Consider the following 25,414-nt stretch of genomic DNA (forward strand, 5'->3'; position numbering starts at 1 on the left):
ATCGGGTGGAGATTCCAGCCTAGTGAAACGGAGCTTGCTGGTTGACCCCGTGGACATTGCGCATGAGCGATCCCGGGCAAGGGCCGGGCTCAGGCGAGGTCCACCAGCTCCTGGTACTCGTCGCTCCACAGGTCCTCCACACCGTCGGGGAGCACCAGGACCCGGTCCGGCTCGAGCGCCTCGACCGCACCCGGGTCGTGGGTGACGAGCACGACGGCGCCCGCGTAGGTCCGCAGGGCGCTGAGCACCTCGGCCCGGGATGCCGGGTCGAGGTTGTTGGTGGGCTCGTCCAGCAGGAGCACGTTGGCGGCGGAGACCACCAGCATCGCCAGCGCGAGCCTGGTCTTCTCGCCACCCGAGAGCACCTTCGCGGGCTTGGCGACGTCGTCGCCGGTGAACAGGAACGAGCCGAGCACCTTGCGCACCTCGGTGTCGTTGAGGTTGGGGGACGCAGACACCATGTTGTCCAGGACGCTGCGGTTGACGTCGAGGGTCTCGTGCTCCTGCGCGTAGTAGCCGAGCTTCGCGCCGTGACCCAGCACCCGCTTGCCCGTGTCCGCCTCCTCGATGCCCGCGAGGATGCGCAGCATCGTCGTCTTGCCGGCTCCGTTGAGCCCGAGGATGACCACTTTGGACCCCTTGTCGATCGCGAGGTCAACGGCGGTGAACACCTCGAGGGAGCCGTAGGCCTTGGACAGGCCGTCACCCCGCAATGGAGTCTTCCCGCAGGGCGCCGGCTCGGGGAAGCGGATCTTGGCCACCTGGTCGGCCTGCCGCTCGCCCTCGACACCGGCAAGCAGTCGTTCGGCCCGCTTGGCCATGTTCTGTGCGGCGACGGCCTTGGTGGCCTTGGCCCGCATCTTGTCGGCCTGCGCCATCAGCTGCGTGGCCTTCTTCTCGGCGTTGGCCAGTTCGCGCTTGCGTCGTTTCTCGTCGGTGTCACGCTGGAGGAGGTAGCGCTTCCAGTTCATGGCGTACACGTCGATCTCAGCGCGGTTGGCGTCGAGGTGGAACACCTTGTTGACGACGGCGGCCAGCAGCTCGGTGTCGTGGCTGATGATGATCAGTCCGCCCGGGAAGGACTGCAGGTAACTGCGGAGCCAGACGATCGAATCCGCGTCCAGGTGGTTGGTCGGCTCGTCCAGCAGCAGGGTGTCGGCGTCGGAGAACAGGATGCGGGCGAGTTCGATGCGACGTCGCTGGCCACCCGAGAGTGTCTTCAACGGCTGCGACAGCACCCGGTCCGGAAGCCCAAGGTTGGCGGCGATCCGGGCGGCCTCCGCCTCGGCTCCATAGCCTCCGGCCGCCTGGAGGGCATCGTCGGCGCGGGTGTAGGCGGCCATCGCCTCCTCGCGCTCCTGGCCGTCGGTCAGCGCCATGTCCTCCTCCGCCTTGCGGAGGCGGCGGATGACGTGGTCCAGGCCCCGGGCGCCCAGGATGCGGTCGCGCGCGATCTGTTCGGGGTCGCCCGAGCGCGGGTCCTGCGGCAGGTATCCGAGCTGCCCGGAACGGGTGACCGAGCCGGCTGCGGGCTGGCCCTCCCCCGCGAGGATTCGAGTCAGGGTGGTCTTGCCTGCGCCGTTGCGGCCCACCAGGCCGACGCGGTCGCCGTCGATCACCTGGAAGGACACCGGGGACAACAACAGGCGGGCCCCGGCCCGCACCTCAAGATCCTTGACCTGCAACACAACGTGCCACTCTACCCAACACCCCCAAGGCGACGGGCATCGGCGGGTCGCGGCTAGAAGTGGACCAGCATTCCGACGGCGAAGGTCACGACCGCGAGGCAGGCGCAGCCAAACTCCACCAGAATGCCCCGCGCAGATGCCTTGACCGCCTCCCAGGAGGTTCGCAGGGCGGTCCCCGCGTCCTGGACGCGGAGAAACTCCACTAAGAACAGGCCGGCCGCGAATCCGATCGGGAGTCCGACCACAGGAATCAGAAACATCCCGACCACGCCGCACAGCATCCCGACCAGGACCGAGTGGTTCGGGATCTGCTCCCGCCGCAGGACCCTGCCGGTGAGCACGTAGGTGGCGATCATCCCGGCCAGGCACAGGGCGCCTCCGACGGCGAACACCGTCCAGCCGACGGGCCCGCCCACCACCACGGCCCACACCAGCAGGCCGACGATGATGGTGCCGCCTCCGGGCAGCACCGGGAAGACGATGCCGGCGAGCCCGACGAGCAGCAGGAGTCCGGTGATGAGGGAGGCGATGACGTCGGGGTTCACTCGCCCAGCCTAGGGCCTGCTCAGAGCGAGCCCACGAAGTCCAGCAGTGCTCGCTCCCACTCGTCGCGGTGCGAGACGTTGATCCCGTGCGGTCCGCCAGCCACGACGTGCAGTCGGGCGTTCGGGATGATGTCGACGGCGCGGGCGCTGGATGCCGCAAGCGGGACGTTCTGGTCGCCGTCGCCGTGGATCAGCAGCGTCGGCACGTCGATGCGCCTGCAGTCCTCCCGCAGGTCGGTCGCCCAGATCAGGATGCACTCCGCAGCCGCCTGTGGGTCGCTCTGAAGTCCGATCCCGACCGCCTTTGAGCGCACGTCCTCGGCCACGGTGAGGCCTTCGGCATTGCTGAAGAAGTTGGTCACGAACTGGTCCACGAACCCCGGGTGGTCGGCGGCGCAGGCCTCGGACATCTTCTGGAACTCCGAGAAGGGCATCGCGCCGTCGGGATTGTCGTCCGCCTGGGCGAGCGCGGGACAGATGGAGCCGGAGAGCACCACCCCCGCGAGTCGATCCGTACCGTAGGTGGAGCAGTAGCGCGCCACCTCTCCGCCGCCCATGGAGAACCCAAGCAGGACCGCGTCTCGCAGGTCCAGCCCACTGATGAGATCGTGCAGGTCGGAGGCGAGCCTGTCGTAGTGGTAGCCGGTGGCGGGTTTGTCGGAGTGGCCGAAGCCGCGTCGGTCGTAGGTGATGACGCGCAGCCCGGCGGCAGTCAGCGCGGGCTGGTTGTCCGCGAACGACTCCCCGGACAGCGGCCAGCCATGCACCAGCACCATCGGACGGCCATCACCGCCGGAGTCGGTGTAGTTCAGCTCAACGGGTGCGTCCCCTGAAGTGGTCAGCCTTGGCATCGTTGCCTCCTTGTCGGCGCGCTTGGCAGCGACGTTATCGGCGTCGGAGGAAACGGACAAGACCCCCCGCGTGTGCGGGGGTCCTGGTCCTGGCCGAGGGCTGGCCTCAGAGGTTGTAGCCGACGGCGCGCAACTGCTCGCGACCGTCGTCGGTGATCATCTCCAGGCTCCACGGCGGCAGCCAGACCCAGTTGATCGTCACCGAGTTGACCAGTCCTTCGAGGACGTACTTGGTGTCGTACTCGATCTTGTCCGTGAGGGGGCAAGTGGGCGACGTCAGCGTCATGTCCAGCGTGACGTTGCCCTGGTCGTCGACCGCGGCCCCGTAGACGAGGCCCAGGTCCACCACGTTGACCATGAGTTCGGGGTCGACGACGTCCTTCATTGCCTCGAGGATCTCGTCCTCGGTGGGCACGGACGGGGCTGCGTTGGTGTCCGGCAGCTCGTCCTTCACGAGGTCGCTGGGACGGGTGTTGGTCTCATACATCAGGATGCCTCCTTGGAAGTGGCTTGGCCTACCGCGTCCCGCAGCGCGGCCCAGGCGAGCAGCGCGCACTTGACGCGAGCGGGGAACTTGGAGACCCCGGCGAACGCGATGGCGTCACCGAAGCGGTCCTCGTCCGGTTCGATCTGGCCCTTGGACTGCATCATCTCGAGGAATTCATCATACAGGGCCATGGCATGTTCGAAATCGGTGCCGATGACCAGGTCGGTCATCACAGAGGTTGAGGCCTGCGAGATGGAGCAGCCCACCCCGTCGTAGGAGACGTCGACGATCTCCTCGCCGTCGAGCTTCACCCGAAGGGTGAGCTCATCGCCGCAGGATGGGTTCACGTGGTGCACCTCGGCGTCATGGGGGTCCCGCAGTCCGCTGTGGTGCTTCTCGCGGTAGTGGTCGAGGATGATGGTCTGGTAGAGCTCGTCGATGTTCATGAGCCTCCCCCGAATCGCGGTGCGAAGTAGTTGCGGGTGTGCACGAGGGCGTCGGCGAGGGCGTCGATCTCACCGGTGGTGGTGTAGAGGTAAGAGGATGCCCGGGTCGACGACTGGTGGCCGAGCCGCTTGTGAAGTGGACGCGCACAGTGGTGACCGCCCCGGATCGCCACGCCACGCGAGTCGAGTACCTGCATCACGTCGTGCGGGTGCACGCCCTCCAGGTTGAACGAGATGGCGCTCCCCCGCTCCACCGCCTCGCTCGGCCCGAGGATGGTCAGGCCCTCGATGGCCGTCAGCTTGTCCAGCGCGTAGGCGGTGACCTCGTGGTCGTGCGCCTCGATGGCCTCCATCCCGATGCCTTCGAGGTACCTGACGGCAGCCCCGAGGCCGACGGCCTGCGCGATCGGCGGGGTACCGGCCTCGAACCGGTAGGGCGGCTGGGCGAAGGTCGAGCGTTCCATCTCGACGATCTCGATCATCTCGCCGCCACCCAGGAACGGTGGCATGGAGGCGAGCAGGTCGTAGCGTCCCCACAGCACGCCGATCCCCGTCGGACCACACATCTTGTGGCCCGTGAAGGCCAGCAGGTCCGCACCGAGGGTGGAGACGTCCGTCGGCTGGTGTGGCACGGCCTGGGAACCGTCGACCACCATGGTGGCGCCGACGGCGTGCGCCCGCGCCGCGATCTCGCTGATCGGGTTGCGGGTGCCCACCACGTTGGAGACCCAGACCAGCGAGACGATCTTCGTGCGCTCGTTGATCAGGTTGTCCCGTTCAGCGGCGTCCAGGTCCAGTCGGCCGTCCTCGGTGATGTCGAACCAGCGCAACGTGGCGCCGGTCCGCTCGCACATCAACTGCCAGGGAACGATGTTGGAGTGGTGCTCCATGACGGAGATCACCACCTCGTCCCCGGGCCCCAGGGCCGCACCCAGCGAGTGCGCGGCGAGGTTGAGGGCCTCGGAGGCGTTCTTGGTGAACACCACTTCCTCCGCCCGCGGGGCGTTGATGAAGCGCGCCACCGCGGCCCGGGAGTCCTCGTAGGCCTCCGTCGCCTCGGCGCCAAGCAGGTGCATGGCGCGTGCCACGTTGGCGTTGTGCTGCGAGTAGTGCTCGGCGATCGCGTCGATGACCACCTGGGGTTTCTGCGACGTGTTGCCCGAGTCGAGGTACACCAAGGGGTGCTCCCCCTGGGTACGCCCGAGGATCGGGAAGTCCGCGCGGATCGCGTCGACGTCGAGGTTCAAGGGGGTCACCTTCTGGTTCGGTAGAGCTCGATCAGGCGTTCGCGGCCGCGCGCACGTAGGCCTCGTAACCGGAGACCTCGAGCTTGTCGGCCAGTTCCCTGCCACCCTCGTCGACGATGCGGCCGTCGACGAACACGTGCACGAACGTCGGCTCGATGTAGCGCAGGATGCGGGTGTAGTGGGTGATCAGCAGGAGCGCACGGTCACCTTGGGCGGTGTAGGCGTTCACGCCGTCGGCGACGATCCGCAGCGCGTCGATGTCGAGACCGGAGTCGGTCTCGTCGAGGATGGCAGCCTTCGGGTTCAGCAGTTCCAGCTGGGCGATCTCGTGGCGCTTCTTCTCACCACCGGAGAAGCCCTCGTTCACCGAACGCGCGGAGAAGGACTTGTCCATCTGCATCCGGCCGAGCGCGGCCTCGACGTCCTTGACCCAGGTACGCACCTTGGGCGCCTGGCCGTCGATGGCGGTCTTGGCCGTGCGCAGGAAGTTGGAGACCGAGACGCCAGGCACCTCGACCGGGTACTGCATGGCGAGGAACAGGCCCTGCCGGGCGCGCTCGTCGACGGTCAGCTCGGTGAGCTCGACGCCGTCCAGCGTCACGGATCCACTGGTGATCTCATACTTCGGGTGCCCGGCGATCGCGTAGGCCAGCGTGGACTTGCCGGAGCCGTTGGGGCCCATGATGGCGTGGATCTCGCCGGGGTTGGCGGTGAGGTTGACGCCCTTGAGGATCTGCTTGGGACCCTCCTCGGTGAGGACGTTCGCGTGCAGGTCGGTGATGACGAGCTTGGACATTTTTTCAGGACTCCTGATTTGCTGTTTGGGCTGTGATGGGGTTTTCGACGTCCACCGCGATGGACGTGCCGTCGACGCGGCAGGGGAACACTCGAACGGGTTCGGTGGCTGGGAGGTTCAGTGCGCGGCCGGTGCGGAGGTCGAACACGGAGCCGTGGAGGTAGCACTCCACCGTCCCGTTCACCACGTCGCCGTCGCTGAGGGGCACGGCCCCGTGGGAGCACTCGTCCTCGATCGCGAAGTACTCGCCCTGGTGCAGGACGACGGCGACGCGCAGGTCGTCCTGCCCCGGGTCTGTCGCGGGGATGTCCACGGCCAGCGGCCGGTCCGCCGCCACCTCAGAGACATCCGCCACCGGCCTGAAGCTCACTTCTCGGCCTCGACGGCCTTGAAAACCTCGAGTTCCTTCTCGACCTGCGCCATCATCCGCTCCTCGATGAAGGGGACGTCGATGCGACGGATGATGTCCCAGAAGAAGCCGTGGACGACGAGGCGACGGGCCTCGTCCTCGGTGATGCCGCGGCTGCGCAGGTAGAACAGCTGCAGGTCGTCGAAGCGTCCAGTCGTGGAGGAGTGTCCGGCGCCGGCGATCTCACCGGTCTCGATCTCCAGGTTGGGCACTGAATCCGCCCGGCAGCCGTCAGTGAGGACGAGGTTCTTGTTCGCCTCATAGGTCTCGATGCCCTCGGCCACCTTGCGGATCAGCACGTCGCCGATCCAGACCGAGTGCGCACCCTCACCCTGCAGCGCGCCGCGGTAGTCCACGTCGGACTTGGTGTGCGGCTCGTTGTGGTCCACGAAGAGCCTGTGCTCGATGTGCTGCCCGGCGTCCACGAAGTAGAGGCCGTAGGACTCGATCTGGCCACCGGGTCCCTGGAAGTGCGAGTTCTCCTGCAGCCGCACGACCTCGCCGCCCAGCGATGCGGTCACGGTCTTGACGTGGGCGTCCCGCCCGACGCGGACCGAGCGCTGGCCACCGTGCACCGCGCCGTCGGCCCAGTCCTGAACCGTGACCAAGTTCAGCTTCGCGCCGTCGCCGACGATGACGTCGGTCTTCTCGGCGAATGTGCCCTCGCCCTCGAAGCGGACCACGAGCGTGAGTTCGGCGAACTTGCCGATCGAGAAGATGACGTGTCCGAAGACGGTGTGGCCGTTGCCCTTCAGGGTGATGATGATCGGTTCGGCGCCGATGAACTCGTCGGGGATCTCGACGAGGACGGCCCCCTCGGGGCTGTTGGTGTGGGCGAGCGCGGAGATTCGGTCCACGGGCGCCTCCACGGACAACTCGCGCGCCTCCGCCTGGCTGATGGCGCGGGAAGTGACGCCGTCCGGCAGCCGGGCGTCCCATTCGAGGTGGGCACCGGAGGCCTCGGACTTGAACAGCGTCGCCAGCCGCTTCACGGGGGTGAACCGCCAGATCTCCTCGCGACCGCTCGGGACCGGGTGGTCCGCGAGGTCCCAGGACGGAACGGGGTGGAGGTGGGACTCGACCGATCCTGCTGCGGGCGCAGTCCGGCTCTCGATGGCAGAGGCCACGTTGGGTGCTTCAGTGGTGGTGGTCAATCTCTTGCTTTCTCGTGTAGGGATGTCGGGTGGGTGGCGGGTCAGCCGACCGCACCCTCCATCTGCAGTTCGATCAGGCGGTTGAGCTCCAGGGCGTACTCCATCGGCAGCTCCCGCGCGATGGGCTCCACGAAGCCGCGCACGATCATGGCCATGGCCTCCATCTCACCCATGCCACGGCTCATGAGGTAGAACAGCTGGTCAGCCGAGACCTTGGAGACCGTCGCCTCGTGCTGCATCGCCACGTCGTCCTCGCGGACGTCGACGTAGGGGTAGGTGTCCGAGCGCGAGATCTGGTCCACCAGCAGTGCGTCGCACATCACCGACGAAGCCGAGTGGTGCGCCCCCGGGTCCACCTGGACCAGGCCGCGGTAGGAGGAGCGACCGCCACCACGGGCGACGGACTTGCTCACGATCGAGCTGGAGGTGTGCGGTGCGCAGTGAACCATCTTGGAGCCGGCGTCCTGGTGCTGGCCCTCGCCGGCGAACGCGATCGACAGCGTCTCTCCGCGGGCGTGCTCGCCCATCAGGTAGACGGCCGGGTACTTCATGGTGACCTTGGAGCCGATGTTGCCGTCGATCCACTCCATCGTCGCGCCCTCCTCGCAGGTGGCGCGCTTGGTGACGAGGTTGTAGACGTTGTTGGACCAGTTCTGGATGGTCGTGTAGCGGCAGCGGGCGCCCTTCTTCACGATGATCTCCACGACGGCGGAGTGCAGCGAGTCCGAGGAGTAGATCGGGGCCGTGCAGCCCTCGACGTAGTGCACGTAGGCACCCTCGTCGACGATGATCAGCGTGCGCTCGAACTGGCCCATGTTCTCCGTGTTGATGCGGAAGTAGGCCTGCAGCGGGATCTCGACGTGGACGCCCTTGGGGACGTAGATGAACGATCCGCCGGACCACACCGCCGTGTTCAGAGCGGCGAACTTGTTGTCGCCGGGCGGGATCACCGTTCCGTAGTACTCCTGGAAGAGCTCGGGGTGCTCCTTCAGCGCGGTGTCGGTGTCCAGGAAGATGACGCCCTGGCGCTCCAGTTCCTCGTTGATCTTGTGGTAGACCACCTCGGACTCGTACTGGGCGGCGACACCGGAGACCAGACGGGCCTTCTCCGCCTCGGGGATGCCCAGCCGGTCGTAGGTGTTCTTGATGTCGTCGGGCAGGTCGTCCCAGGTTTGCGCCTGCTTCTCCGTGGAGCGCACGAAGTACTTGATCTGGTCGAAGTCGATCCCGCTCAGGTCTGCGCCCCACTGCGGCATGGGCTTGCGCTCGAAGAGCTTCAGGCCCTTCAGCCGCAGGTCACGCATCCACTGGGATTCGTCCTTCATGTCCGAGATGTAGTGGACGGTGTCCTCGCTGAGGCCACGGCGGGCGCTGGCGCCGGCCACGTCGGAGTCGTGCCAGCCGAACCGGTAGCTGCCGAGGGCCTCGAGGTGCTCATCCTGCGTCGCGCCGAGGCCGGGGGCCTGCTGCGGTGCTGTCTGGGTCATATCAGTCACTTCCTGGTTGAGAGCGTGATCGGGGTGGGAATGGGCTTGGGTACGTGCGTGGTGCAGACGCCGTCGCCGTGGGCGATGGTGGCCAGTCGCTGGACGTGACTGTTCAGGAGAGTGCCGAACAGGCGGGTCTCCACCTCGCACAGCACCGGGAACTCAGCGGCCACGTGGGCCACCGGGCAGTGGTGCTGCAGGAGTTGGTCACCGGAGCGCACCGGGCGGATCGACGGCGCGTAGCCGTCCTCGCCCAGCGCTTCCACGAGCAACTCCATGGCGCGCCGTTCGGGGTGCAACTGCCTCAACTCGCGGAATCGCGACTCGAAGCCGGCCACCCGCTCCGTGGCGAGTTCCTGCACCGCCTCTGGACCTGCGATGGCTGCCAGCTTGCGCATCGCCGCGATCGCCATGTCGTCGTAGGCCTGCCTGAACTCGGAGCGACCGGTGTCGGTGAGCGCATAGACCTTGGAGGGACGGCCCCGACCGCGATGGCCGTAGACGCGCTGCTCGTGGGAGTCGACGGTGCCGTCTGCCAGGAGCGCTCCGAGGTGGCGGCGGATCGCCGCCGGTGTGAGTCGCAGCCGCTCGGCGAGTTGTCGTGCCGTGGAGGGGCCTTCGTCCAGGATGCTCCGGACCACCCGCTGCCTGGTTGAGATCTCGGTCTCGTGCTCGAGCTGAACCTCGTCAGTCACACAGCTCCCCTCCTTTCCGAAATTTGCTACTCCAGTGTTTCCTAAACAAGTTCTGTTTTCAAATTCCAGACCCGCGTCCCACGCCTTGGACGCGGCCTGACCCGCACTCCCACGCCCACGGTGGTTAGGCTGTCTGGGTGCAGCACTCCCCCGCCCTCGTGGCGCGTGACATCCACGTCGCGTTCGCCGGACGTCCCGCGCTCTCGGGACTCGACCTGACCGCCACCCCCGGGGCGGTCACCGCCCTGCTGGGTCCCAACGGGGCCGGCAAGACCACCTTCATCCGCTGCTGCACGGGTCTGGTGGTGCCGGATTCCGGGACGCTGGAGGTGTTCGGCGCCCCGCCCGGCTCCGCGACGGCGAGGGCACGCGTCGGCCTCATGCCCCAGACCACCGGCGCCTGGTCAGCGATCGCACCGGGGCAGCTGCTGCGCTACCTCGCCAGCCTCTACGGATCCCCGCAGCCGGTTGACACGCTGATGGACAGGCTCGGGATCCGGGGTTTCGAAAACACTCCGTACCGGCACCTCTCAGGCGGTCAGCAGCAGGCCGTGAACCTCGCCGGGGCCCTCGTGGGACGGCCTGGCCTGGTGTTCCTCGACGAGCCGACCGCCGGCCTGGACGTCCGCGCCAAGCGCGACACCTGGGAACTGGTGCGGCAGGTTCGGGACGCCGGCGTGGCAGTCATCCTGACCACCCATGACATGCGGGAGGCGGCCGAGCTGGCGGATGAAGTGAGCATAATCGACCGCGGCGCGGTCACCGCGCAGGGCACCGTCGGCGACCTCACCCGCAGCGCAACCCTCGAGGACGTGTTCCTCGCCAACACCACAGGAGATCGGGAATGACACTCGACTTCAGCCCCACCGGCTTCGCCGCGCCCAGGAAGGACCAGGTGCTGGCCCACGCGCGGACCGAGGCGAGCCTGATCATGCGCAACGGCGAGCAGGCGATCCTGGCCCTGGTGATCCCGGTGGCCATCCTCATCGCGGGCCGCTGGTTCGCGGGTGCACTCGGCCTCGAGTTCGCGGCCACGGTCCCGTCAGTCCTGGCGCTGGCCATCTGGTCGTCCTGCTTCACGTCACTGGCGATCTCGACGGGGTTCGAGCGGCGCTACAACGTGCTCGAGCGGCTCGCGGCCACTCCCCTCGGCAAGACCGGGATCCTGCTGGGCAAGTCCCTGGGCATCGCCATGATCACCGCTGGCCAGGTGGCGGTGCTCGCCGCGATCGCGCTGGCCCTGGGGTGGCGGCCCGGACTGGCACCGGCGCACCTCCTGGTCGCGCTCCTGAGCGCCGTCCTCGCCATGGCCGCCTTCGCCGGACTCGCCCTGTCCCTGTCGGGCACGGCTCGCCCCGAGGTGACGCTCGCCGTCGCGAACCTCGTCTACCTGATCGGCATGGCCGCGGGCCTGCTGCTGCCGGTGGCCCGCTACCCGGGATGGCTGCAGCCAATCGTCGCCGGGCTGCCGACCGGGGCCCTCGGCGAGGCGATGCGCTCCGGCTCGGTGCTGTCCATCCCCATCCTGCTCGCCTGGTGCGTCGTTGGCCTGCTGGTCTCCCGGAAGGTGTTCTCATGGACCTCGTGACCAGCCGCAAAGGCCTCGCGTGGCTCTTCGACGGCGAACGCGCCCTGCGCAGCTGGCTGATCGCCTCACTCATCTGCAACATGGGCATCATCGTCACCGGAGCCGTGGTGCGGCTCACTGGCTCGGGGCTCGGCTGCCCCACGTGGCCGCAGTGCTTCGAGGGCACCTACGTCCCGCACGCCGAGGCCGGCATCCACGGCGCAATCGAGTTCGGGAACCGGCTGCTGACCTTCGTGCTCATCATCGCGGCGCTCGGCGCGTTCATCGCAGCCTGGCGAAACCGTGGGGCTCGCAGTCGGCTGTGGTGGCTCACGCTCGGGATCGGGATCGGCATCCCGTTCCAGGGTGTCATCGGAGGCATCACCGTCCTCACCCAGCTGAACCCGTGGGTGGTCGCGTTGCACCTGCTGCTGTCAGTCGCGCTGATCGTGTTGTGCGTGTGGGCTCTCCTGATGGCCAGAGGCACTCCGCCCGAGGCCATCGGTGGCCGTGGGCGGGCGCTCGTGGTGGCGACGTTCGCCGTCGCGATGCTGTGCATCTGGCTGGGCACGATCGTCACGGGCGCCGGCCCCCACGCCGGGGACATCGACGCGGTTCGCAACGGTCTGGACATCACGTCAGTGGCCCGCGTCCACAGCCTGTCGGCCTGGGCGCTGACCGGCGGCATCGTGCTGTCGCTGGTCTGGGTGCGGCGGGGCCACCATCCCCGAGCGACCCGCGCGGCGTGGGCGCTCCTGGCGAGCGTGCTGGTACAGGGAGTGATCGGCTACGTCCAGTACTTCCTCGGGCTTCCGATCGGTGTGGTGATCGCGCACCTGGTGGGGCTCACCCTCGTCACCGCTGCGGCTGCCTGGCTGTTGTTCGTCACCAGGGGAGGCGAGCCTCAGAACAGCAACGGATCGACCGCCATCGCGAGGAAGAGCAGCGCCAGGTAGCTGTTGGACCAGTGGAACAGGCGCATCGCCTTCAATTGGGGACCCTCGGCACCGGCGCGGGCCCGCAACCACAGCCGGACGGCCTCGACGATGAACACGGCACCGAGCACCGCTGCCACGACCGGGTAGAGCAAGCCGGTGGGAGCGACCGGCCACAGCAGCAGCGACACCGCCACCGTCGCCACGGTGTAGGCGAGCATCTGGGTGGCCACCTGCGGAGCGGTCCGGACGACCGGCAGCATCGGCACGCCAGCCGCGGCGTAGTCGTCCTTGTAGCGGAACGCCAGCGCCCAGGTGTGGGGCGGCGTCCACAGGAAAACGATCGCGAACAGGACGAACGGCGCCCAGGCCAGTTCCCCGGTCACGGCGGTCCAGCCGATGAGGGGTGGGAAGCAGCCTGCGATCCCGCCCCAGACAATGTTCTGGGAGGTCCGGCGCTTGAGCCACATGGTGTAGACGAAGATGTAGAAGGCATTCGCGGCCAGCGCGAGAGCGGCCGAGAGCCAGTTGGCCCCGAAGCCCAGGACGACGGTGGCAAGCACCGCGAGCACGGCGCCGAAGACCGTCGCCGATACCGTGCCGACCTGGTGGCGTGGCATCGGTCGACGCCGCGTGCGGCGCATCACCTCATCGATGTCACGGTCCAGGATGCAGTTGAACGTGTTGGCGCTGGCGGCGGCGAACAGGCCGCCCAGGAGCGTCCACAGCACAAGGTCCCACGGCGGCAGTCCCCCGGCCGCCAGGAACATCGCGGGGAGGGTGGTGACGAGCAGGAGTTCGATGATCCGCGGCTTTGTGAGCGCGACGTAGGCCTTCACCACGTCCAGAAGTCTCGCCGGGACGTCCACCGTCTGGTCCACAGTTCCTGCCACCACGTTCTAAGTCCCTCCAACCGGTAACCGTCGCGGTGAGTCTACCCCGCGCCGCCCGGTAGGCAGATATGGGAAGCCACAGCCTCTTTTGCGCACTAGTGTTGATTCCGCTGTCCCCTCGAACTGGTCAAGGAGCACGATGACGACCGAGATCACCAACCCGCTGCGCGACCCGCAGGACCGCCGCCTGCCCCGGATCGCCGGTCCCTGCGTCCTGGTCATCTTCGGCGTGACGGGCGACCTGTCGCGCAAGAAGCTCATGCCCGCGGTCTACGACCTGGCCAACCGCGGAATGCTGCCTCCCGGCTTCGGACTCGTCGGGTTCGCCCGCCGGGACTGGGCCGACCAGGACTTCGCCCAGGTGGTCCATGACGCCGTCAAGGAGAACGCCCGTACCGAGTTCCGGGAGGAGGTGTGGGAGCAGTTGCTGGAAGGCATCCGGTTCGTCTCCGGCACCTTCGACTCCGACGAGGCCTTCCTTAGCCTGCGGGACACCATCCGAGAGCTGGACACCGCACGCGGCACCGGCGGGAACCACGCCTTCTACCTGTCCATCCCACCCTCCAGCTTCGAGATCGTCGTCAGCCAGTTGAAGCGGCACGGCCTCACGGATCGCTCCGAGGGGAACTGGAACCGGGTGGTCATCGAGAAGCCCTTCGGGCAGGACCTGCAGTCGGCCCGCGAACTCAACGACGTCGTCTCCGCGCTGTTCGAGCCGCACGAGGTGTTCCGGATCGACCACTACCTGGGCAAGGAAACGGTCCAGAACATGATGGCCCTGCGGTTCGCCAACCAGATGTTCGAGCCCATCTGGAACAACCACTACGTCAGCCACGTCCAGATCACGATGGCCGAGGACATCGGCATCGGTGGCCGCGCGGGCTACTACGACGGCATCGGCGCCGCCCGGGACGTCATCCAGAACCACCTCCTGCAGCTGCTAGCGCTGACGGCGATGGAGGAACCCACCTCGTTCGAGGCCTCCCAGCTGCGCACCGAGAAGCAGAAGGTGCTCGCCGCGGCCAGGGTGCCAGACAACCTGGACCTCCACACCGCCCGCGGCCAGTACGCCGCCGGCTGGCAGGGCGGCCGGCACGTGAAGGGTTACCTGGAGGAGGACGGGGTGGACCCGCGATCCAAGACCGAGACCTACGCTGCGCTGCGGGTCGACGTCGACAACCGTCGCTGGGCGGGTGTGCCGTTCTACCTGCGGGCCGCCAAGCGGATGCCACGCAGGGTCACCGAGGTTGCGCTCAGCTTCAAACGCGCCCCGCACCTGCCGTTCACCACGACCGACACCGAGGAACTAGGGACCAACGCCCTGGTGATGCGGATCCAGCCGGACGAGGGCGTGACGTTGCGCTTCGGTGCGAAAGTACCCGGAACCCAGATGGAGATCCGTGAGGTCTCGATGGACTTCGGCTACGGCGGATCCTTCACCTCCACCTCGCCCGAGGCCTACGAACGGCTCATCCTCGACGTGCTCCTCGGCGACCCGCCGCTGTTCCCGCAGCAGGAGGAGGTCGAGTTGAGCTGGAAGATCCTGGACCCGGTGATCGAGCACTGGCACAACCGGCCCGACCAGCCCCAACCCTACGTCGCCGGCAGTTGGGGTCCGCAGTGCGGACGGGACATGCTCGCCGCCGACGGTTTCATCTGGCGACGGCCGTAAAGGAGACCTGGACATGATCATCGAACTCAACGACACCTCCACCAAGGAGATCGCGGCCGAGTTGCTGCGCGCCCGCCAGGCCGTCGGCGGGACCGGCGGGATGGTCCTCACCCTGGTGGTGGTGGCCGAGGACAAGCGCCGCGACGAGGTGTTCGCGGCGGCGCAGGCGTCCGCGAGGGCCCATCCCTCGCGCGTGATCGTGGTGGTCTACGCCGACGGCGACCAGCCAAGGCTGGACGCCGAGATCCAGGTCGGAGAGGACAGCCCCGGCGACCTGCTGGCGCTGCGCATCCATGGGGACGAGATCCGCGAGCACGCCGGCTCGGTCCTGCTCCCGCTGCTCCTGCCGGACTCCCCCACCATAGTGTGGTGGCCCAACGAGGCCCCCGAAAATCCCGCCGCGGACCCCGTCGGGGCGCTCGCGAACCGCAGGATCACCGACGCCGCCGGCAGCGAGGACCCCAAGAACGCGCTGACCACGCGTGCCCGCAACCACACCCCTGGCGACACCGACCTCACCTGGACCAGGCTCACCCGCTGGCGGGCGCTGCTCGCCGCCGCCCTCGACCAGTACCCGCGTCCAGTGACCGGGGCCGTTGTGAAGGCCGCGCCGGACAATGCGCCGGCCATGCTGCTCGCCGCCTGGCTGGAGAACCGGCTGGGGATCGAGGTCCGGATGGAGGACCACGAACGCCCCGGTGTCAGCGAGGTCCGGCTGGAGACGGCCGACGGCGACGTCGTCATCAACCGCGGCGGGTCGGACTCGATCGCCCTCTACAACGTTCCCGGGGAGCCGGAGCGCAAGGTGGCGCTCAAGCGTCGCCCGCTGACGGACCTGATAACCGAGGAGTTGCAGCGGATGGACGCCGACGACATCTTCGAGGCTGCGGTCGGGCGGCTGCTCGAGAAGGTGGGTCCGTGACCTACACCCGAGTCGTCCGCCTCACCGACGCCGACGAGGTCGCCGACGTCGTCGCCCGCCGTTTCCTGGACAGCATCGTCGCGCTGCAGCGCGCCCAGGGCATGGTCCACGTCTGCCTGACCGGGGGCAACACCGCCAACCTCATGTACGAGCGCTTCGCCGAACTGGCGCCCGAGTCGGGCCTCGACTCCGGCCTGCTGCAGCTGTGGTGGAGCGACGAGCGGTTCATCCCCGCCACCGACCCGGACCGCAACTCATTGCAGGCCCTGACGCGGCTGGCCCGGACCGTGGACATCAAGTCCGCTTCCACGCACATGATGCCCGCGGCGGACGGGCGCCTCGACGCGCACCAGTGCGCGGCGGAGTATGCGGCGGAACTGGGCGACACCCACTTCGACATCGCCCTGCTGGGCGTCGGGGCCGACGGCCACATCGGTTCCATCTTCCCCAACCACCAGAGCTTCGAGGCCACCACGAAGACGGTGATCGGCGTCACGGAGGCCCCGAAGGCGCCAGCCGAGCGCATCACACTGACCATCCCCGCACTCAACCGCACCGATCAACTCTGGTTCATCGTCAACGGCACGGGGAAGGCCGACGCCGTGGCGCGGGCCGTGCGCGACGACCGAAGCCTGCCCGCTGCCCACCCCAAGGGCCGCCAGTCCACTTTCTGGTTCATCGACGAGGAGGCGGCCGCAGACCTGCCGGAACCCTACCGCTGCGAGTTCTGACCCAGCTGGAAAGGCACGCAAAAGGCCGGACCCGCAGGGGTCCGGCCTTTGCGTTGTTGGAATCTCAGTAGATGACTTCTCCTGCGGCGCGGCGAGCCCGCAGCGCGGAGATGGCCTCCTCCAGGATCTCCTTGGCCTCGGCCTCCGTGCGACGCTCCTTCACATAGGCAAGGTGCGTCTTGTAGGGGACGATCTTCGGCGGCGGCGGCGGGTTCTCAGCGTCGGTGTTCGCCGGGAGTCCACACCGGGGGCAATCCCAGGATTCCGGGATGGCCGCGTCCACGGCGAAGGCGGGGCGGGTCTCGTGCCCACTCGCGCAGAAATATGAAACATGTAGCCTCGGCGCGGAGTCCCCGCGTTCAGCCTCACCCATTGGACCGGCGCCCACACGGCTACCGCGGATGGCGCTACCACCTGCCACAGCTACTCCTCCACTACTTCGTGTTCAACTTGGCTTTGTACTCTGGCCTGCTACGCGGTGATGCGGTAGAGCACCAGCAACGCGACAATCGTGAGCACCCACACGCTCGTCAGGATGACCGTCAACCGGTCAAGCCTGCGCTCAGCGGTGGAGGCGCCACCCATCGATGTGGACATGCCACCACCGAAGAGATCCGACATTCCGCCGCCACTGCCCTTGTGAAGCAGAACGGAGGCGGCCAGCAGGGCACTGAGGATCACCAGGATGATCGAAAGCGTCGTAATGGGCCAGCTCAGGAGGGGGACAATCACGTTTTCGAGTCTACCCGAGTGATTCATTTTCTCCACATCGGCCCGCCCTTGCCCGGGCACGAAAGAAGCGGCGCCCCGACGGTGTCGTCGGGGCGCCGCAACGCGTGGAGTTGCCTCAGGCGGGCAGGTCGTAGAACCGCACGATGGCGGCGAACTCGTCGGGCTGGAGGCTCGCTCCACCGACCAGCGCACCGTCCACGTCGGGCTGCGCCATGATCTGGGCAACGTTGCTGGACTTCACCGAGCCGCCGTACTGGATCCGAACGGCATCTGCGGTGCCCTGGTCGTACAGGGCCGCGATCTCCGCGCGGATGGCGCCGCAGACCTCCTGCGCGTCCTGCGGGGTGGCCACCTCGCCGGTGCCGATCGCCCAAACGGGTTCGTACGCGACGACCAGACCCGCCACCTGCTCCGCGGTGAGGTCGGCCAGTGTGCCCCGGAGCTGGTTCAGGGTGAACTCGACGTGGGTGCCCTCCTTGCGGATGTCCAGGCCCTCCCCGACGCAGATGATCGGGGTCATGCCGGCAGCCAGTGTCTTCTTCGCCTTGGCGTTGATCACCTCGTCGGTCTCACCGAAGTACTGGCGACGCTCCGAGTGGCCGATGACGACGTAGGAGACCTGCAGCTTGGCCAGCATGTCCGCCGAGATCTCGCCGGTGTAGGCACCGGCGTCATGCTCGGAGACGTTCTGGGCACCCAGGACGATGGGCATCCGTTCGCCGTCGATCAGCGTCTGGACGGTGCGCAGGTCCGTGAACGGGGGCACCACGACGCACTCGGACTTGGTGCCGTCGTACTCCTTGTCGGCCAGCGTCCACGCGAGCTTCTGGACCATGCCGGTGGCCTCGACGTGGTTGAGGTTCATCTTCCAGTTGCCGGCCATGATCGGCTTGCGGGTCATCGGTTGACTCCTTCTTCCAGTACTGCGATGCCGGGCAGTTCCTTGCCCTCGAGGAACTCCAGCGAGGCGCCGCCGCCGGTGGAGATGTGACCGAACTCATCGTCGGCGTGGCCCAGCACGCGAACCGCGGCGGCGGAGTCGCCACCGCCGACGACCGACAGCCCGTCGACCTCGGTGAGGGCCTTGGCCACCGCGGCGGTGCCCTTGGCCAGTTCCTCGATCTCGAACACGCCCATCGGCCCGTTCCAGAACACGGTGCGGGCGCCACGAATGGCGTCGGCGAACAGCTTCTCCGATTCGGGTCCGATGTCCAGGCCCTGCTTGCCTTCCGGGATGGCGTCGGCCGGAACCACCTCCACCTCGCCGATGACCGTGCGCTCGTCGAAGTTGGCGCCGTCGGCCACGCGGATGTCGGTGGGCAGGATGATCTGCTTGCCCTCCGCCGCCGCCTGCTCGAGGTAGGACTTGCAGGTCTCGATGTTGGCCTCGTCCACCAGCGAGCTGCCGATGTCGTGCCCCTGTGCCTTAAGGAAGGTGAACAGCATCCCGCCACCGATCACCAGGGTGTCGGCGATCTTCAGCAGGTTGTCGATGACCGACAGCTTGTCGGCGACCTTGGCGCCGCCCAGCACCACGACGAAGGGGCGCTCGGGATCCTTCACCAACCGGTTCAGGACCTCGACCTCCTTCGCCACGAGGTAGCCGGCGGCGTTCGGCAGGAGCCGCGCCACGTCGTAGACGGAAGCCTGCTTGCGGTGGACCACGCCGAAGCCGTCGGAGACGAACAGGTCACCGAAAGCGGCGTACTTCTTGGCAAGCTCGACCCGCTCGGCCTCGTCCTTGGACTCCTCGGCCGGCTCGTAGCGCACGTTCTCGAGAAGGGCGACTTCGCCGTCGGCGAGGGCTTCGACGGTGGCGGTGGCGGACTCCCCCACCACGTCGCCGGCGAGCTTGACCTCGGTGCCGAGCAGCTCGGAGAGCCGCACGGCCACCGGGGACAGCGAGTACTTCGGGTTCACCGAACCCTTGGGTCGGCCCAGGTGAGCCATGATGATGATCCTGGCGCCCTGCTCACGCAGTTTGGACAGCGTCGGCAACGCGGCACGGATGCGCCCGTCGTCGGTGATGGTGTCCCCGTCGAGCGGGACGTTGAAGTCGCAGCGGATCAGTACCCGCTTGCCCGACAGATCGCCGAGATCGTCAATGGACTGCACCATGGGCCTCCCCTTTCCTTGTTCAGTTGGTTGTCAGAGCTTGCTGGCGACGAGCGCGGTGATGTCCACCAGGCGGTTGGAGTAGCCCCACTCGTTGTCGTACCAGCCGAGCACCTTGACCTGGTTGCCGATCACCTTGGTGAGCTTGGCATCGAAGATGCAGGAGGCCGGGTCGGTCTCGATGTCCTTGGACACGATCTCGTCCTCGGTGTAGACCAGCACCTTGCCGTCGGCGGCCTTCTTCATGATCTCGTTGATCTCCTCGACCGTGGTCTCCCGCGGGGTCTCGAAGGTCAGGTCCGTCGCGGAGCCGGTGGGAACGGGCACGCGCATGGCGTAGCCGTCCAGCTTGCCCTTGAGCTCGGGCAGGACCAGGGAGACGGCCTTGGCGGCACCGGTGGTGGTGGGGACGATGCTCAGGTTGGCCGCGCGGGCGCGACGCAGGTCCTTGTGCGGGCCGTCCTGCAGGTTCTGGTCAGCGGTGTAGGCGTGGATGGTGGTCATCAGGCCCTTGACGATGCCGATGCCGTCGTTCAACGCCTTCGCCATCGGGGCGAGGCAGTTGGTGGTGCACGAGGCGTTGGAGATGATGTGGTGCTGCGCAGGGTCGTACAGGTCGTCGTTGACGCCCATGACGATGGTGATGTCCTCGTTCTTGGCGGGAGCCGAGATCAGGACCTTCTTCGCGCCGGCGTCGATGTGGGCCTTGGCCTTGCTGGCGTCGGTGAAGAAGCCGGTGGACTCGATCACGATGTCGACGCCCAGGTCACCCCAGGGGAGGTTTGCGGGATCCTTCTCCGCGAACGCCTTGATCTCCTGCCCGCCGACGATGATCGCGTCGTCGTTGTAGGAGACCTCCTGGTCGAAACGGCCGAGGATCGAGTCGTACTTGAGCAGGTGTGCGAGCGTCTTGTTCTCGGTGAGGTCGTTGACGGCAACCACCTCGAGGTCAGCACCCGAGGCGACCAGGGCGCGGAAGTAGTTGCGGCCAATGCGGCCGAAGCCGTTGATTCCAACCTTGACGGTCATATGGATAGATCCCCTTCAACAGATACCTGGCGCGACGCCCCACGGCTTGATCCAGCGAGACACGCGCGCCAATCGGACGTGGACCATCCTATCTACTCGGGAATCAAGCAACGAGTCGGGGGGCAAACATGGCCACCACGCGGGCGCCGCTCAGACCTCGTCGCGCAGGTCGGCAGGCAGGCTGGCCTCGGTGCCCGGGATCCCGGCTGCCTCCGCGGCCTTGTCAGCGGTGGACAACAGCCTCCGGATGCGCCCTGCGATGGCGTCCTTGGTCAGCGGCGGCTCGTGAAGCCGGCCCAACTCCTCAAGGCTCGCCTGCTTGTGTTCCAGGCGCAAGGTGCCCGCCGCGCGCAGGTGTTCCGGCACGTCGGGCCCGAGGATCTCCAGCGCCCGCTCCACCCTGGCGCTGGCGGCCACTGCAGCCCTGGCGGACCGGCGCAGGTTGGCGTCGTCGAAGTTCGCCAGGCGGTTGGCCTGGGCCCTGACTTCGCGCCGCATCCGGCGCTCCTCCCAGACCAGGCGTGCCTCCTGGGCGCCCATGCGGGTGAGGAGGTCGGCGATGGCCTCGCCGTCGCGCAGCACGACGCGTTCGACGCCCCGGACCTCGCGGGACTTCACGTGGATCCCGAGGCGGCGTGCGGCGCCGATGAGCGCCAGCGCCGCTTCGGAACCGGGGCAGGTGATCTCCAGCGACATGGACCGCCCGGGCTCGGTGAGCGAGCCGCGCGCCAGGAAGGCGCCCCGCCAGACCGCTACCGCGTCCGCCATCGAGCCCCCGACGACCGAGGGGGGCAATCCGCGCACCGGCCTGCGCTGCTGGTCGACCAGGCCGCTCAACCGGGCCAGCGCCTCGCCGTCGCGCACCACCCGGACGGTGTAGCGCGTGGTGCGACGCAGGCCGGAGGAGTTGATGACCAGCAGTTCACTCTCCAGCGAGTACAGCTCCGCGATGAAGGAGCGCAACCTCCTGGCCGCCGCGCTGGTGTCGAGTTCGGCTTCGACGACGATGCGCCCACCCACCAGGTGCAGCCCTCCGCCGAAGCGCAGCATCGTGGCCACCTCGGCGCGCCTCGCATTGGGATGCGGCGTCACCACGGCGGCAAGTTCTGATTTCACCTTCTGCGTCAGGGCCATTTCACTCATCCTGCCATTGAGTCGTTGGGGGATCGATCGGCTCGAGGATCTCGGAGAAGACGGCGGCCAACCGGTTGGGGTCATGTCGGGGCGTCCCGTCCCTCATGGCGACGTCTGCGCTCAGCAGTCTGGCACCGAGCGAGGCCACCCAGGACTCCAGATGCGGGTCCGAGCCGGCGAAGCCGGCGTCGGCGATCACCACGTCCAACCGCAGCCGGGGCGCATGCTCGGAGAGCAGTTCGATGTGCCGGGACGCCGAGAACCCGTCGGTCTCGTCGGCGGGCGCGACGTTCAGGACCAGGACGCGCTGTGCCCTCGTCGACACGATCGCCTCGGCCAGGTCCGGCACGAGCAGGTGGGGAATCACCGAGGTGAACCAGGATCCGGGGCCCAGCACCAGGCTGTCGGCCTCCATGACTGCCTGCACCGCCTCCGGGCGCGCGGGCGGTGACTCCGGGATGAGGCGCACCGACTGCACGGTGGAACGGGTCTTTGCCACCGTGGCCTGGCCGCGGAGGGTGGCCACCTCGTCGGGCGCGACCGGGTCGAGTCCGATGACATCGGCCTCGATGTCGAGCGGCACCCCGGACATCGGCAGGACCCGACCGCGGGTCCGCAACAGGTCTCCCACCATGTCCAGCCCGGCCACCGGGTCATCGAGCTGCTGCCACAGGCCAGCGATCAGGAGGTTTCCGATCGCATGGCCCGCGAGGACGCCGTCGCCCCCGAAGCGGGACTGCAGGACCCTCGCCCAGGTTCGCCCGACGTGGTCGTCGCTGCAGAGAGCGGCCAGCGCCATCCGCAGGTCACCGGGTGGCAGGCATCCGAGTTCCTGACGGAGCCGTCCGGACGAACCGCCGTCGTCGGCGACGGTGACCACCGCCGTCAGGTGGTCCGTCACCCGGCGGAGCGCGGTGAGGGAGACCGACAGACCGTGCCCTCCCCCGAAGGCGACGACCTTCGGAGCCCGGACCAACCCGTCCCCGGCGCGGGGCCCGTGGTGGGTCATTCCTTCCCCAGATCCCTGTGGAGCACGCTCACGGCGAACCCCCGTTCCCGGAGCTTGTCTGCCAGGGACTCGCTCATGCTGGTCGACCGGTGCTTGCCGCCGGTGCAGCCGATGGCCACCGTGACCTGGCGCTTGCCCTCCACCATGTAGCCGGGCGCGATGGTCTCAATGAGTTTGACCATGTCCTTCTGGAACTCCTGCGCGGCTTCCTGCCCCAGCACGTAGTCCGCCACCTCCGGGGACAGTCCGGTCTTGGGCCGCAGTTCCGGGACCCAGTAGGGATTGGGCAGGAAGCGCACGTCGAACACGATGTCGGCGTCCACGGGCGAGCCGTTCTTGAACCCGAAGGAGATCAGCGAGATCTTGAGCCTGTCGGTCTCCTCGCTGCCGAAGTGGTTGGAGATCCGCTGGGCGAGCTGGCGAGCGCTGAGGCGGGAGGTGTCGACGACGATGTCGGCGTTGGCCCGCAGGTCGGCCATCAGCCGGCGCTCGCGCACGATGCCGTCCACGAGCCGGTCGTCGCCCTGCAGCGGGAGGGGCCGCCGGCTGGACTCCTGGCGCTGGACGATGATGTCGTCGGTGGCCTCCAGGTAGAGGACCGTAACCTCCGCGCCCCGTGCCCTCAGTTCGCCCAGGGCCACCGGAACCTGCTCGAACTGGACGCGGGAACGCACGTCGACGACGACCGCGACGCGGAGTTCCCCCACCGTGCGCAGCTGGTCCCCAAGGGCGGGCAGCATCAGGGGTGGCAGGTTGTCCACGACGTACCAGCCGAGGTCCTCCATCGTGTGCGCCGCGGTGCGTCGCCCGGCACCGGACATGCCGGTGATGATGACGAATCGCTGCACGTCTTCGACGGGGTCTGCTGGCATGCCCCCCAGCCTAGTGGGGCTCAGCGGTCGGCATCCCCGATCCCTCGGGCGTGGAGGGCCTCCCCGGTGCGCTCGGCGTAGCTGACCGCCCCCAGGATCACCGGGGTAAGCAGCCGTGCCGGGTTGCGCTCCAGCCCCCGCGCGCGGGCGGAGTCGCGGGCGTCGTCGACGGACCCGATGAGGAACGGGATCGACCTGATCATGAGAGCGACCGCCAGGGCCGCCTGTTCCGGGTCGACGCGCACCAGCCGCAACGGGACGAGCGCCGTGGCGAGGGCGTCCATGAGAACCGGGGTCGACGTCGTCAGCGTCAGGAGGCGCGCCGCCAGCACGGCCACCAGGATGTTTCCCGGACGCACGATGGCGGCAGCGGGGTTCAGGGTCAGGAGTTGGTAACCCGCGAGCACCGCCAGCAACACCCACAGCAGCCAACCCAGGCCCAGCATCCTGCGCGGCTCGATCCCGGTCGAGGCCGAAATGACCAACACGGCGACGAGGAATCCGCAGGTGGCCCACCACTGGCCGATGACCAGTGGCGGAATGCTGAGCGTCAGGACCAGGAGGTACTTCCAGCCGACGGGCAGCCTGAACAGCCAGGCGTCGCCCGGCTCGAAGACCCCCAGCAGGCTGGCGTGCGCATTCATTGCAGGGCACCCATGGCGCGCGTGTAGTGCGCGATGGACTCGGCCGGTGGGCCGTCGGCCACCACCCGGCTTTCGTCGACGACGATCACCCGGTCGGCGTCGGCGGCGACCTCCATGTCGTGGGTGGAGTAGACCAATTGCTGGGGCAGGGTCGCGAAGGTCTCGCGCAGCAGGTGCTTGTTGCGCAGGTCGAGCAGTGTGGTCGGTTCATCGGCGACGATGATCCGCGGTTCAACGGCCAGCACGCTGATGAGGGCCACCAACTGGCGCTCACCGCCGGAGAGGTCGTAGACGCTCTGGTGGGCCAGGTGACCGATCCCCCTGCCGTCGAGCAGTTCCCGGGCTCGGGCGCTGCGTTCGGCCCGCTTTCGAACCGTGGACTTCAGGCTGAGCTCAATGTCCTCGGCAGGGGTTGACATCAGCAGTTGCGCGAGCGGGTCGGTGAAGATGAAACCGACGTGCGCGCGGACCTTCCGGGCCTGGCTGGCGACGTCGAGCCCGTCCACCAGCACTGTGCCGGAGGTGGGAGCCCGCAGTCCGTTGAGCAACCGCAGCAACGTGGACTTGCCCGATCCATTCGCCCCGATGACGCAGATCCGGTGCTCCGGGAGGTCCAGCGAGATGTCGTCGAGCAGGGTGCGATCGGGCAGGCCGCGCCGGCTCCCGGGCACCACCACGCTCACCGACCGGAGTTCGATCATCGGCCGAGCAGCCTCGGGAACGCCTTGTGGACGGCAAAGGCGAGCAGCGCCGCAACCACGGCCTTCACGAAGTCCCCGATCCAGAACGGCATGTCCGCTACGACGGCGGCCCGGAGGTCCAGACCCAGGGTCAGCATGAACCCGACGACGGCCAGCGGGAGGGTGACCAGGTAACGGGAGGCCAGCACGGCCGCGAGCAGGAGCAGCGGGGTCACCGAGCTCAGACCCCGCCGCACGGCCCACCGGGCAACGAATCCGCAGAAGAGGGCGGCCAAGGGGAAGGCGATCAGGTAGCCGAGGCTGGGTCCCGCCAGCACGCCGAGGCCCGCCTTGCCGCCGGCGAAGATCGGCAGGCCCGCGAGCCCGGCGACCACGTAGAGCCCGGCGGCGGCGAAGCCGCGCCACGGGCCGAGGCAAAGGCCGCACAGGGCCACCCCGAGCGTCTGGAGGGTGATCGGCACACCGATGGCCCCGACGGGGATCGCTGGCGCCAGGGACAGGGCCGCGAGCAGTGCGGCGAAGACTGCGACGTAGGCGAGGTCCGATGCGCTGAAGGATCGGACGCGTGGGGCGGTGGCAGTGCTGGAGGTCATGGGAGACATTGAACACCAGTCCTTGAACAGTGTTCAAGTCGGGCTGCCTTCGCGGGCGCC

General features: G+C 68.0%; 29 protein-coding genes. 6 read left to right on the plus strand and 23 right to left on the minus strand.

The window, feature by feature from the left end; genetic code table 11:
• Positions 1-89: 89 nt before the first annotated feature.
• The 11 genes from LKO27_RS07910 to LKO27_RS07960 form a co-directional block, all read right to left on the minus strand.
• The gene (locus LKO27_RS07910) at positions 90-1,688 is read right to left on the minus strand and encodes an ABC-F family ATP-binding cassette domain-containing protein (RefSeq protein WP_227736772.1); all 1,599 of its coding nucleotides are present in this window, start codon (positions 1,686-1,688) and stop codon (positions 90-92) included.
• A gap of 53 nt (positions 1,689-1,741) precedes the next feature.
• A complete protein-coding gene (locus tag LKO27_RS07915; protein WP_227736774.1) occupies positions 1,742-2,233 on the minus strand; it encodes a DUF456 domain-containing protein in 492 nt (163 codons plus the stop codon).
• Between the two features lie 20 nt (positions 2,234-2,253).
• Entirely contained in the window at positions 2,254-3,084 is an 831-nt protein-coding gene (locus LKO27_RS07920) for an alpha/beta fold hydrolase (RefSeq protein WP_227736775.1), read from the minus strand.
• A gap of 106 nt (positions 3,085-3,190) precedes the next feature.
• Positions 3,191-3,571 (minus strand): metal-sulfur cluster assembly factor, encoded by a 381-nt coding sequence (locus LKO27_RS07925; RefSeq protein ID WP_227736777.1) that lies wholly within the window; start codon positions 3,569-3,571, stop codon positions 3,191-3,193.
• Positions 3,571-4,017 carry a Fe-S cluster assembly sulfur transfer protein SufU gene (gene sufU, locus LKO27_RS07930; protein ID WP_227736779.1) on the minus strand — a complete coding sequence of 149 codons (447 nt, stop codon included), beginning with the start codon at positions 4,015-4,017 and terminating at the stop codon, positions 3,571-3,573. Before sufU ends, LKO27_RS07925 begins: the two co-directional genes overlap by 1 nt.
• The gene (locus LKO27_RS07935; protein WP_227736781.1) at positions 4,014-5,264 is read right to left on the minus strand and encodes a cysteine desulfurase; all 1,251 of its coding nucleotides are present in this window, start codon (positions 5,262-5,264) and stop codon (positions 4,014-4,016) included. Before LKO27_RS07935 ends, sufU begins: the two co-directional genes overlap by 4 nt.
• A gap of 31 nt (positions 5,265-5,295) precedes the next feature.
• Positions 5,296-6,060 carry a Fe-S cluster assembly ATPase SufC gene (sufC, locus tag LKO27_RS07940; protein ID WP_227736783.1) on the minus strand — a complete coding sequence of 255 codons (765 nt, stop codon included), beginning with the start codon at positions 6,058-6,060 and terminating at the stop codon, positions 5,296-5,298.
• A 4-nt stretch (positions 6,061-6,064) separates the two neighbouring features.
• Complete coding sequence (locus LKO27_RS07945) at positions 6,065-6,415, minus strand: non-heme iron oxygenase ferredoxin subunit (protein ID WP_370629959.1); 351 nt, start codon at positions 6,413-6,415, stop codon at positions 6,065-6,067.
• A gap of 11 nt (positions 6,416-6,426) precedes the next feature.
• Entirely contained in the window at positions 6,427-7,623 is a 1,197-nt protein-coding gene (sufD, locus tag LKO27_RS07950) for a Fe-S cluster assembly protein SufD (protein ID WP_227736786.1), read from the minus strand.
• Positions 7,624-7,664: 41 nt separating this feature from the next.
• Positions 7,665-9,110, minus strand: coding sequence for a Fe-S cluster assembly protein SufB (gene sufB / locus LKO27_RS07955; protein ID WP_227736789.1), 1,446 nt, complete (start codon positions 9,108-9,110; stop codon positions 7,665-7,667).
• Positions 9,111-9,115: 5 nt separating this feature from the next.
• On the minus strand, positions 9,116-9,805 hold the full coding sequence (locus LKO27_RS07960; protein ID WP_227736791.1) for an ArsR family transcriptional regulator: 690 nt from the start codon (positions 9,803-9,805) through the stop codon (positions 9,116-9,118).
• A gap of 137 nt (positions 9,806-9,942) precedes the next feature.
• On the opposite strand from LKO27_RS07960, the gene LKO27_RS07965 reads away from it, so the two are divergent.
• Genes LKO27_RS07965 through LKO27_RS07975 form a run of 3 tightly spaced genes read left to right on the plus strand, consistent with a single transcriptional unit; the run spans position 9,943 to position 12,328 of the window.
• Entirely contained in the window at positions 9,943-10,653 is a 711-nt protein-coding gene (locus tag LKO27_RS07965; RefSeq protein ID WP_227736792.1) for an ABC transporter ATP-binding protein, read from the plus strand.
• A complete protein-coding gene (locus tag LKO27_RS07970) occupies positions 10,650-11,393 on the plus strand; it encodes an ABC transporter permease (protein ID WP_227736793.1) in 744 nt (247 codons plus the stop codon). Before LKO27_RS07965 ends, LKO27_RS07970 begins: the two co-directional genes overlap by 4 nt.
• Positions 11,381-12,328, plus strand: coding sequence for a heme A synthase (locus LKO27_RS07975; protein ID WP_227736796.1), 948 nt, complete (start codon positions 11,381-11,383; stop codon positions 12,326-12,328). The genes LKO27_RS07970 and LKO27_RS07975 overlap by 13 nt, the downstream gene beginning before the upstream one ends.
• On the opposite strand, the gene LKO27_RS07980 is transcribed toward LKO27_RS07975, so the two are convergent.
• The gene (locus LKO27_RS07980) at positions 12,277-13,200 is read right to left on the minus strand and encodes a heme o synthase (RefSeq protein WP_370629987.1); all 924 of its coding nucleotides are present in this window, start codon (positions 13,198-13,200) and stop codon (positions 12,277-12,279) included. The two genes, LKO27_RS07975 and LKO27_RS07980, sit on opposite strands and share 52 nt — an antisense overlap.
• A gap of 139 nt (positions 13,201-13,339) precedes the next feature.
• Here LKO27_RS07980 and zwf point away from each other — a divergent pair, with 139 nt between their 5' ends.
• The 3 genes from zwf to pgl are packed head-to-tail and all read left to right on the plus strand — an operon-like array spanning position 13,340 to position 16,525.
• On the plus strand, positions 13,340-14,872 hold the full coding sequence (gene zwf / locus LKO27_RS07985; RefSeq protein ID WP_255621880.1) for a glucose-6-phosphate dehydrogenase: 1,533 nt from the start codon (positions 13,340-13,342) through the stop codon (positions 14,870-14,872).
• Positions 14,873-14,885: 13 nt separating this feature from the next.
• The gene (locus LKO27_RS07990) at positions 14,886-15,794 is read left to right on the plus strand and encodes a glucose-6-phosphate dehydrogenase assembly protein OpcA (protein ID WP_227736799.1); all 909 of its coding nucleotides are present in this window, start codon (positions 14,886-14,888) and stop codon (positions 15,792-15,794) included.
• Positions 15,791-16,525 (plus strand): 6-phosphogluconolactonase, encoded by a 735-nt coding sequence (gene pgl, locus LKO27_RS07995; RefSeq protein ID WP_227736800.1) that lies wholly within the window; start codon positions 15,791-15,793, stop codon positions 16,523-16,525. Before LKO27_RS07990 ends, pgl begins: the two co-directional genes overlap by 4 nt.
• 64 nt (positions 16,526-16,589) lie before the next feature.
• On the opposite strand, the gene LKO27_RS08000 is transcribed toward pgl, so the two are convergent.
• The 11 genes from LKO27_RS08000 to LKO27_RS08050 form a co-directional block, all read right to left on the minus strand.
• The gene (locus LKO27_RS08000) at positions 16,590-16,946 is read right to left on the minus strand and encodes an RNA polymerase-binding protein RbpA (RefSeq protein ID WP_227736801.1); all 357 of its coding nucleotides are present in this window, start codon (positions 16,944-16,946) and stop codon (positions 16,590-16,592) included.
• A gap of 50 nt (positions 16,947-16,996) precedes the next feature.
• On the minus strand, positions 16,997-17,257 hold the full coding sequence (gene secG / locus LKO27_RS08005) for a preprotein translocase subunit SecG (RefSeq protein WP_370629960.1): 261 nt from the start codon (positions 17,255-17,257) through the stop codon (positions 16,997-16,999).
• 115 nt (positions 17,258-17,372) lie between these two features.
• Positions 17,373-18,158, minus strand: a complete 786-nt coding sequence (gene tpiA / locus LKO27_RS08010) for a triose-phosphate isomerase (RefSeq protein WP_227736803.1) — start codon at positions 18,156-18,158, stop codon at positions 17,373-17,375.
• Positions 18,155-19,372 carry a phosphoglycerate kinase gene (gene pgk / locus LKO27_RS08015; RefSeq protein ID WP_227737251.1) on the minus strand — a complete coding sequence of 406 codons (1,218 nt, stop codon included), beginning with the start codon at positions 19,370-19,372 and terminating at the stop codon, positions 18,155-18,157. The genes tpiA and pgk overlap by 4 nt, the downstream gene beginning before the upstream one ends.
• A 33-nt stretch (positions 19,373-19,405) precedes the next feature.
• Positions 19,406-20,401 carry a type I glyceraldehyde-3-phosphate dehydrogenase gene (gap, locus tag LKO27_RS08020; RefSeq protein ID WP_227736804.1) on the minus strand — a complete coding sequence of 332 codons (996 nt, stop codon included), beginning with the start codon at positions 20,399-20,401 and terminating at the stop codon, positions 19,406-19,408.
• 150 nt (positions 20,402-20,551) lie between these two features.
• The gene (gene whiA / locus LKO27_RS08025; protein WP_227736805.1) at positions 20,552-21,535 is read right to left on the minus strand and encodes a DNA-binding protein WhiA; all 984 of its coding nucleotides are present in this window, start codon (positions 21,533-21,535) and stop codon (positions 20,552-20,554) included.
• Position 21,536: 1 nt separating this feature from the next.
• Positions 21,537-22,544, minus strand: a complete 1,008-nt coding sequence (gene yvcK / locus LKO27_RS08030) for a uridine diphosphate-N-acetylglucosamine-binding protein YvcK (protein WP_227736807.1) — start codon at positions 22,542-22,544, stop codon at positions 21,537-21,539.
• Positions 22,541-23,416 carry an RNase adapter RapZ gene (gene rapZ, locus LKO27_RS08035; protein ID WP_227736810.1) on the minus strand — a complete coding sequence of 292 codons (876 nt, stop codon included), beginning with the start codon at positions 23,414-23,416 and terminating at the stop codon, positions 22,541-22,543. Before rapZ ends, yvcK begins: the two co-directional genes overlap by 4 nt.
• Positions 23,417-23,436: 20 nt before the next feature.
• A complete protein-coding gene (locus LKO27_RS08040; RefSeq protein ID WP_227736812.1) occupies positions 23,437-24,060 on the minus strand; it encodes an energy-coupling factor transporter transmembrane protein EcfT in 624 nt (207 codons plus the stop codon).
• Positions 24,057-24,761, minus strand: coding sequence for an energy-coupling factor ABC transporter ATP-binding protein (locus LKO27_RS08045; protein ID WP_227736814.1), 705 nt, complete (start codon positions 24,759-24,761; stop codon positions 24,057-24,059). Before LKO27_RS08045 ends, LKO27_RS08040 begins: the two co-directional genes overlap by 4 nt.
• Positions 24,758-25,354: a biotin transporter BioY gene (locus tag LKO27_RS08050; protein WP_227736816.1), complete on the minus strand. Its 597-nt coding sequence runs from the start codon at positions 25,352-25,354 to the stop codon at positions 24,758-24,760. The genes LKO27_RS08045 and LKO27_RS08050 overlap by 4 nt, the downstream gene beginning before the upstream one ends.
• Positions 25,355-25,414 lie beyond the last annotated feature (60 nt).

This window comes from Tessaracoccus sp. OS52 (assembly GCF_020687685.1).
GTDB lineage: Bacteria > Actinomycetota > Actinomycetes > Propionibacteriales > Propionibacteriaceae > Arachnia.

Excerpts from the sequence above, each read along its gene's own strand:
- LKO27_RS07920 (WP_227736775.1), bottom strand. The coding sequence starts at position 3,084 with ATGCCAAGGCTGACCACTTCAGGGGACGCACCCGTTGAGCTGAACTAC.
- LKO27_RS07925 (WP_227736777.1), bottom strand. The coding sequence starts at position 3,571 with ATGTATGAGACCAACACCCGTCCCAGCGACCTCGTGAAGGACGAGCTG.
- sufU (WP_227736779.1), bottom strand. The coding sequence starts at position 4,017 with ATGAACATCGACGAGCTCTACCAGACCATCATCCTCGACCACTACCGC.
- sufC (WP_227736783.1), bottom strand. The coding sequence starts at position 6,060 with ATGTCCAAGCTCGTCATCACCGACCTGCACGCGAACGTCCTCACCGAG.
- sufB (WP_227736789.1), bottom strand. The coding sequence starts at position 9,110 with ATGACCCAGACAGCACCGCAGCAGGCCCCCGGCCTCGGCGCGACGCAG.
- LKO27_RS07970 (WP_227736793.1), top strand. The coding sequence starts at position 10,650 with ATGACACTCGACTTCAGCCCCACCGGCTTCGCCGCGCCCAGGAAGGAC.
- LKO27_RS07975 (WP_227736796.1), top strand. The coding sequence starts at position 11,381 with ATGGACCTCGTGACCAGCCGCAAAGGCCTCGCGTGGCTCTTCGACGGC.
- zwf (WP_255621880.1), top strand. The coding sequence starts at position 13,340 with ATGACGACCGAGATCACCAACCCGCTGCGCGACCCGCAGGACCGCCGC.
- LKO27_RS07990 (WP_227736799.1), top strand. The coding sequence starts at position 14,886 with ATGATCATCGAACTCAACGACACCTCCACCAAGGAGATCGCGGCCGAG.
- tpiA (WP_227736803.1), bottom strand. The coding sequence starts at position 18,158 with ATGACCCGCAAGCCGATCATGGCCGGCAACTGGAAGATGAACCTCAAC.
- gap (WP_227736804.1), bottom strand. The coding sequence starts at position 20,401 with ATGACCGTCAAGGTTGGAATCAACGGCTTCGGCCGCATTGGCCGCAAC.
- whiA (WP_227736805.1), bottom strand. The coding sequence starts at position 21,535 with ATGGCCCTGACGCAGAAGGTGAAATCAGAACTTGCCGCCGTGGTGACG.
- yvcK (WP_227736807.1), bottom strand. The coding sequence starts at position 22,544 with ATGACCCACCACGGGCCCCGCGCCGGGGACGGGTTGGTCCGGGCTCCG.
- rapZ (WP_227736810.1), bottom strand. The coding sequence starts at position 23,416 with ATGCCAGCAGACCCCGTCGAAGACGTGCAGCGATTCGTCATCATCACC.
- LKO27_RS08040 (WP_227736812.1), bottom strand. The coding sequence starts at position 24,060 with ATGAATGCGCACGCCAGCCTGCTGGGGGTCTTCGAGCCGGGCGACGCC.
- LKO27_RS08045 (WP_227736814.1), bottom strand. The coding sequence starts at position 24,761 with ATGATCGAACTCCGGTCGGTGAGCGTGGTGGTGCCCGGGAGCCGGCGC.
- LKO27_RS08050 (WP_227736816.1), bottom strand. The coding sequence starts at position 25,354 with ATGACCTCCAGCACTGCCACCGCCCCACGCGTCCGATCCTTCAGCGCA.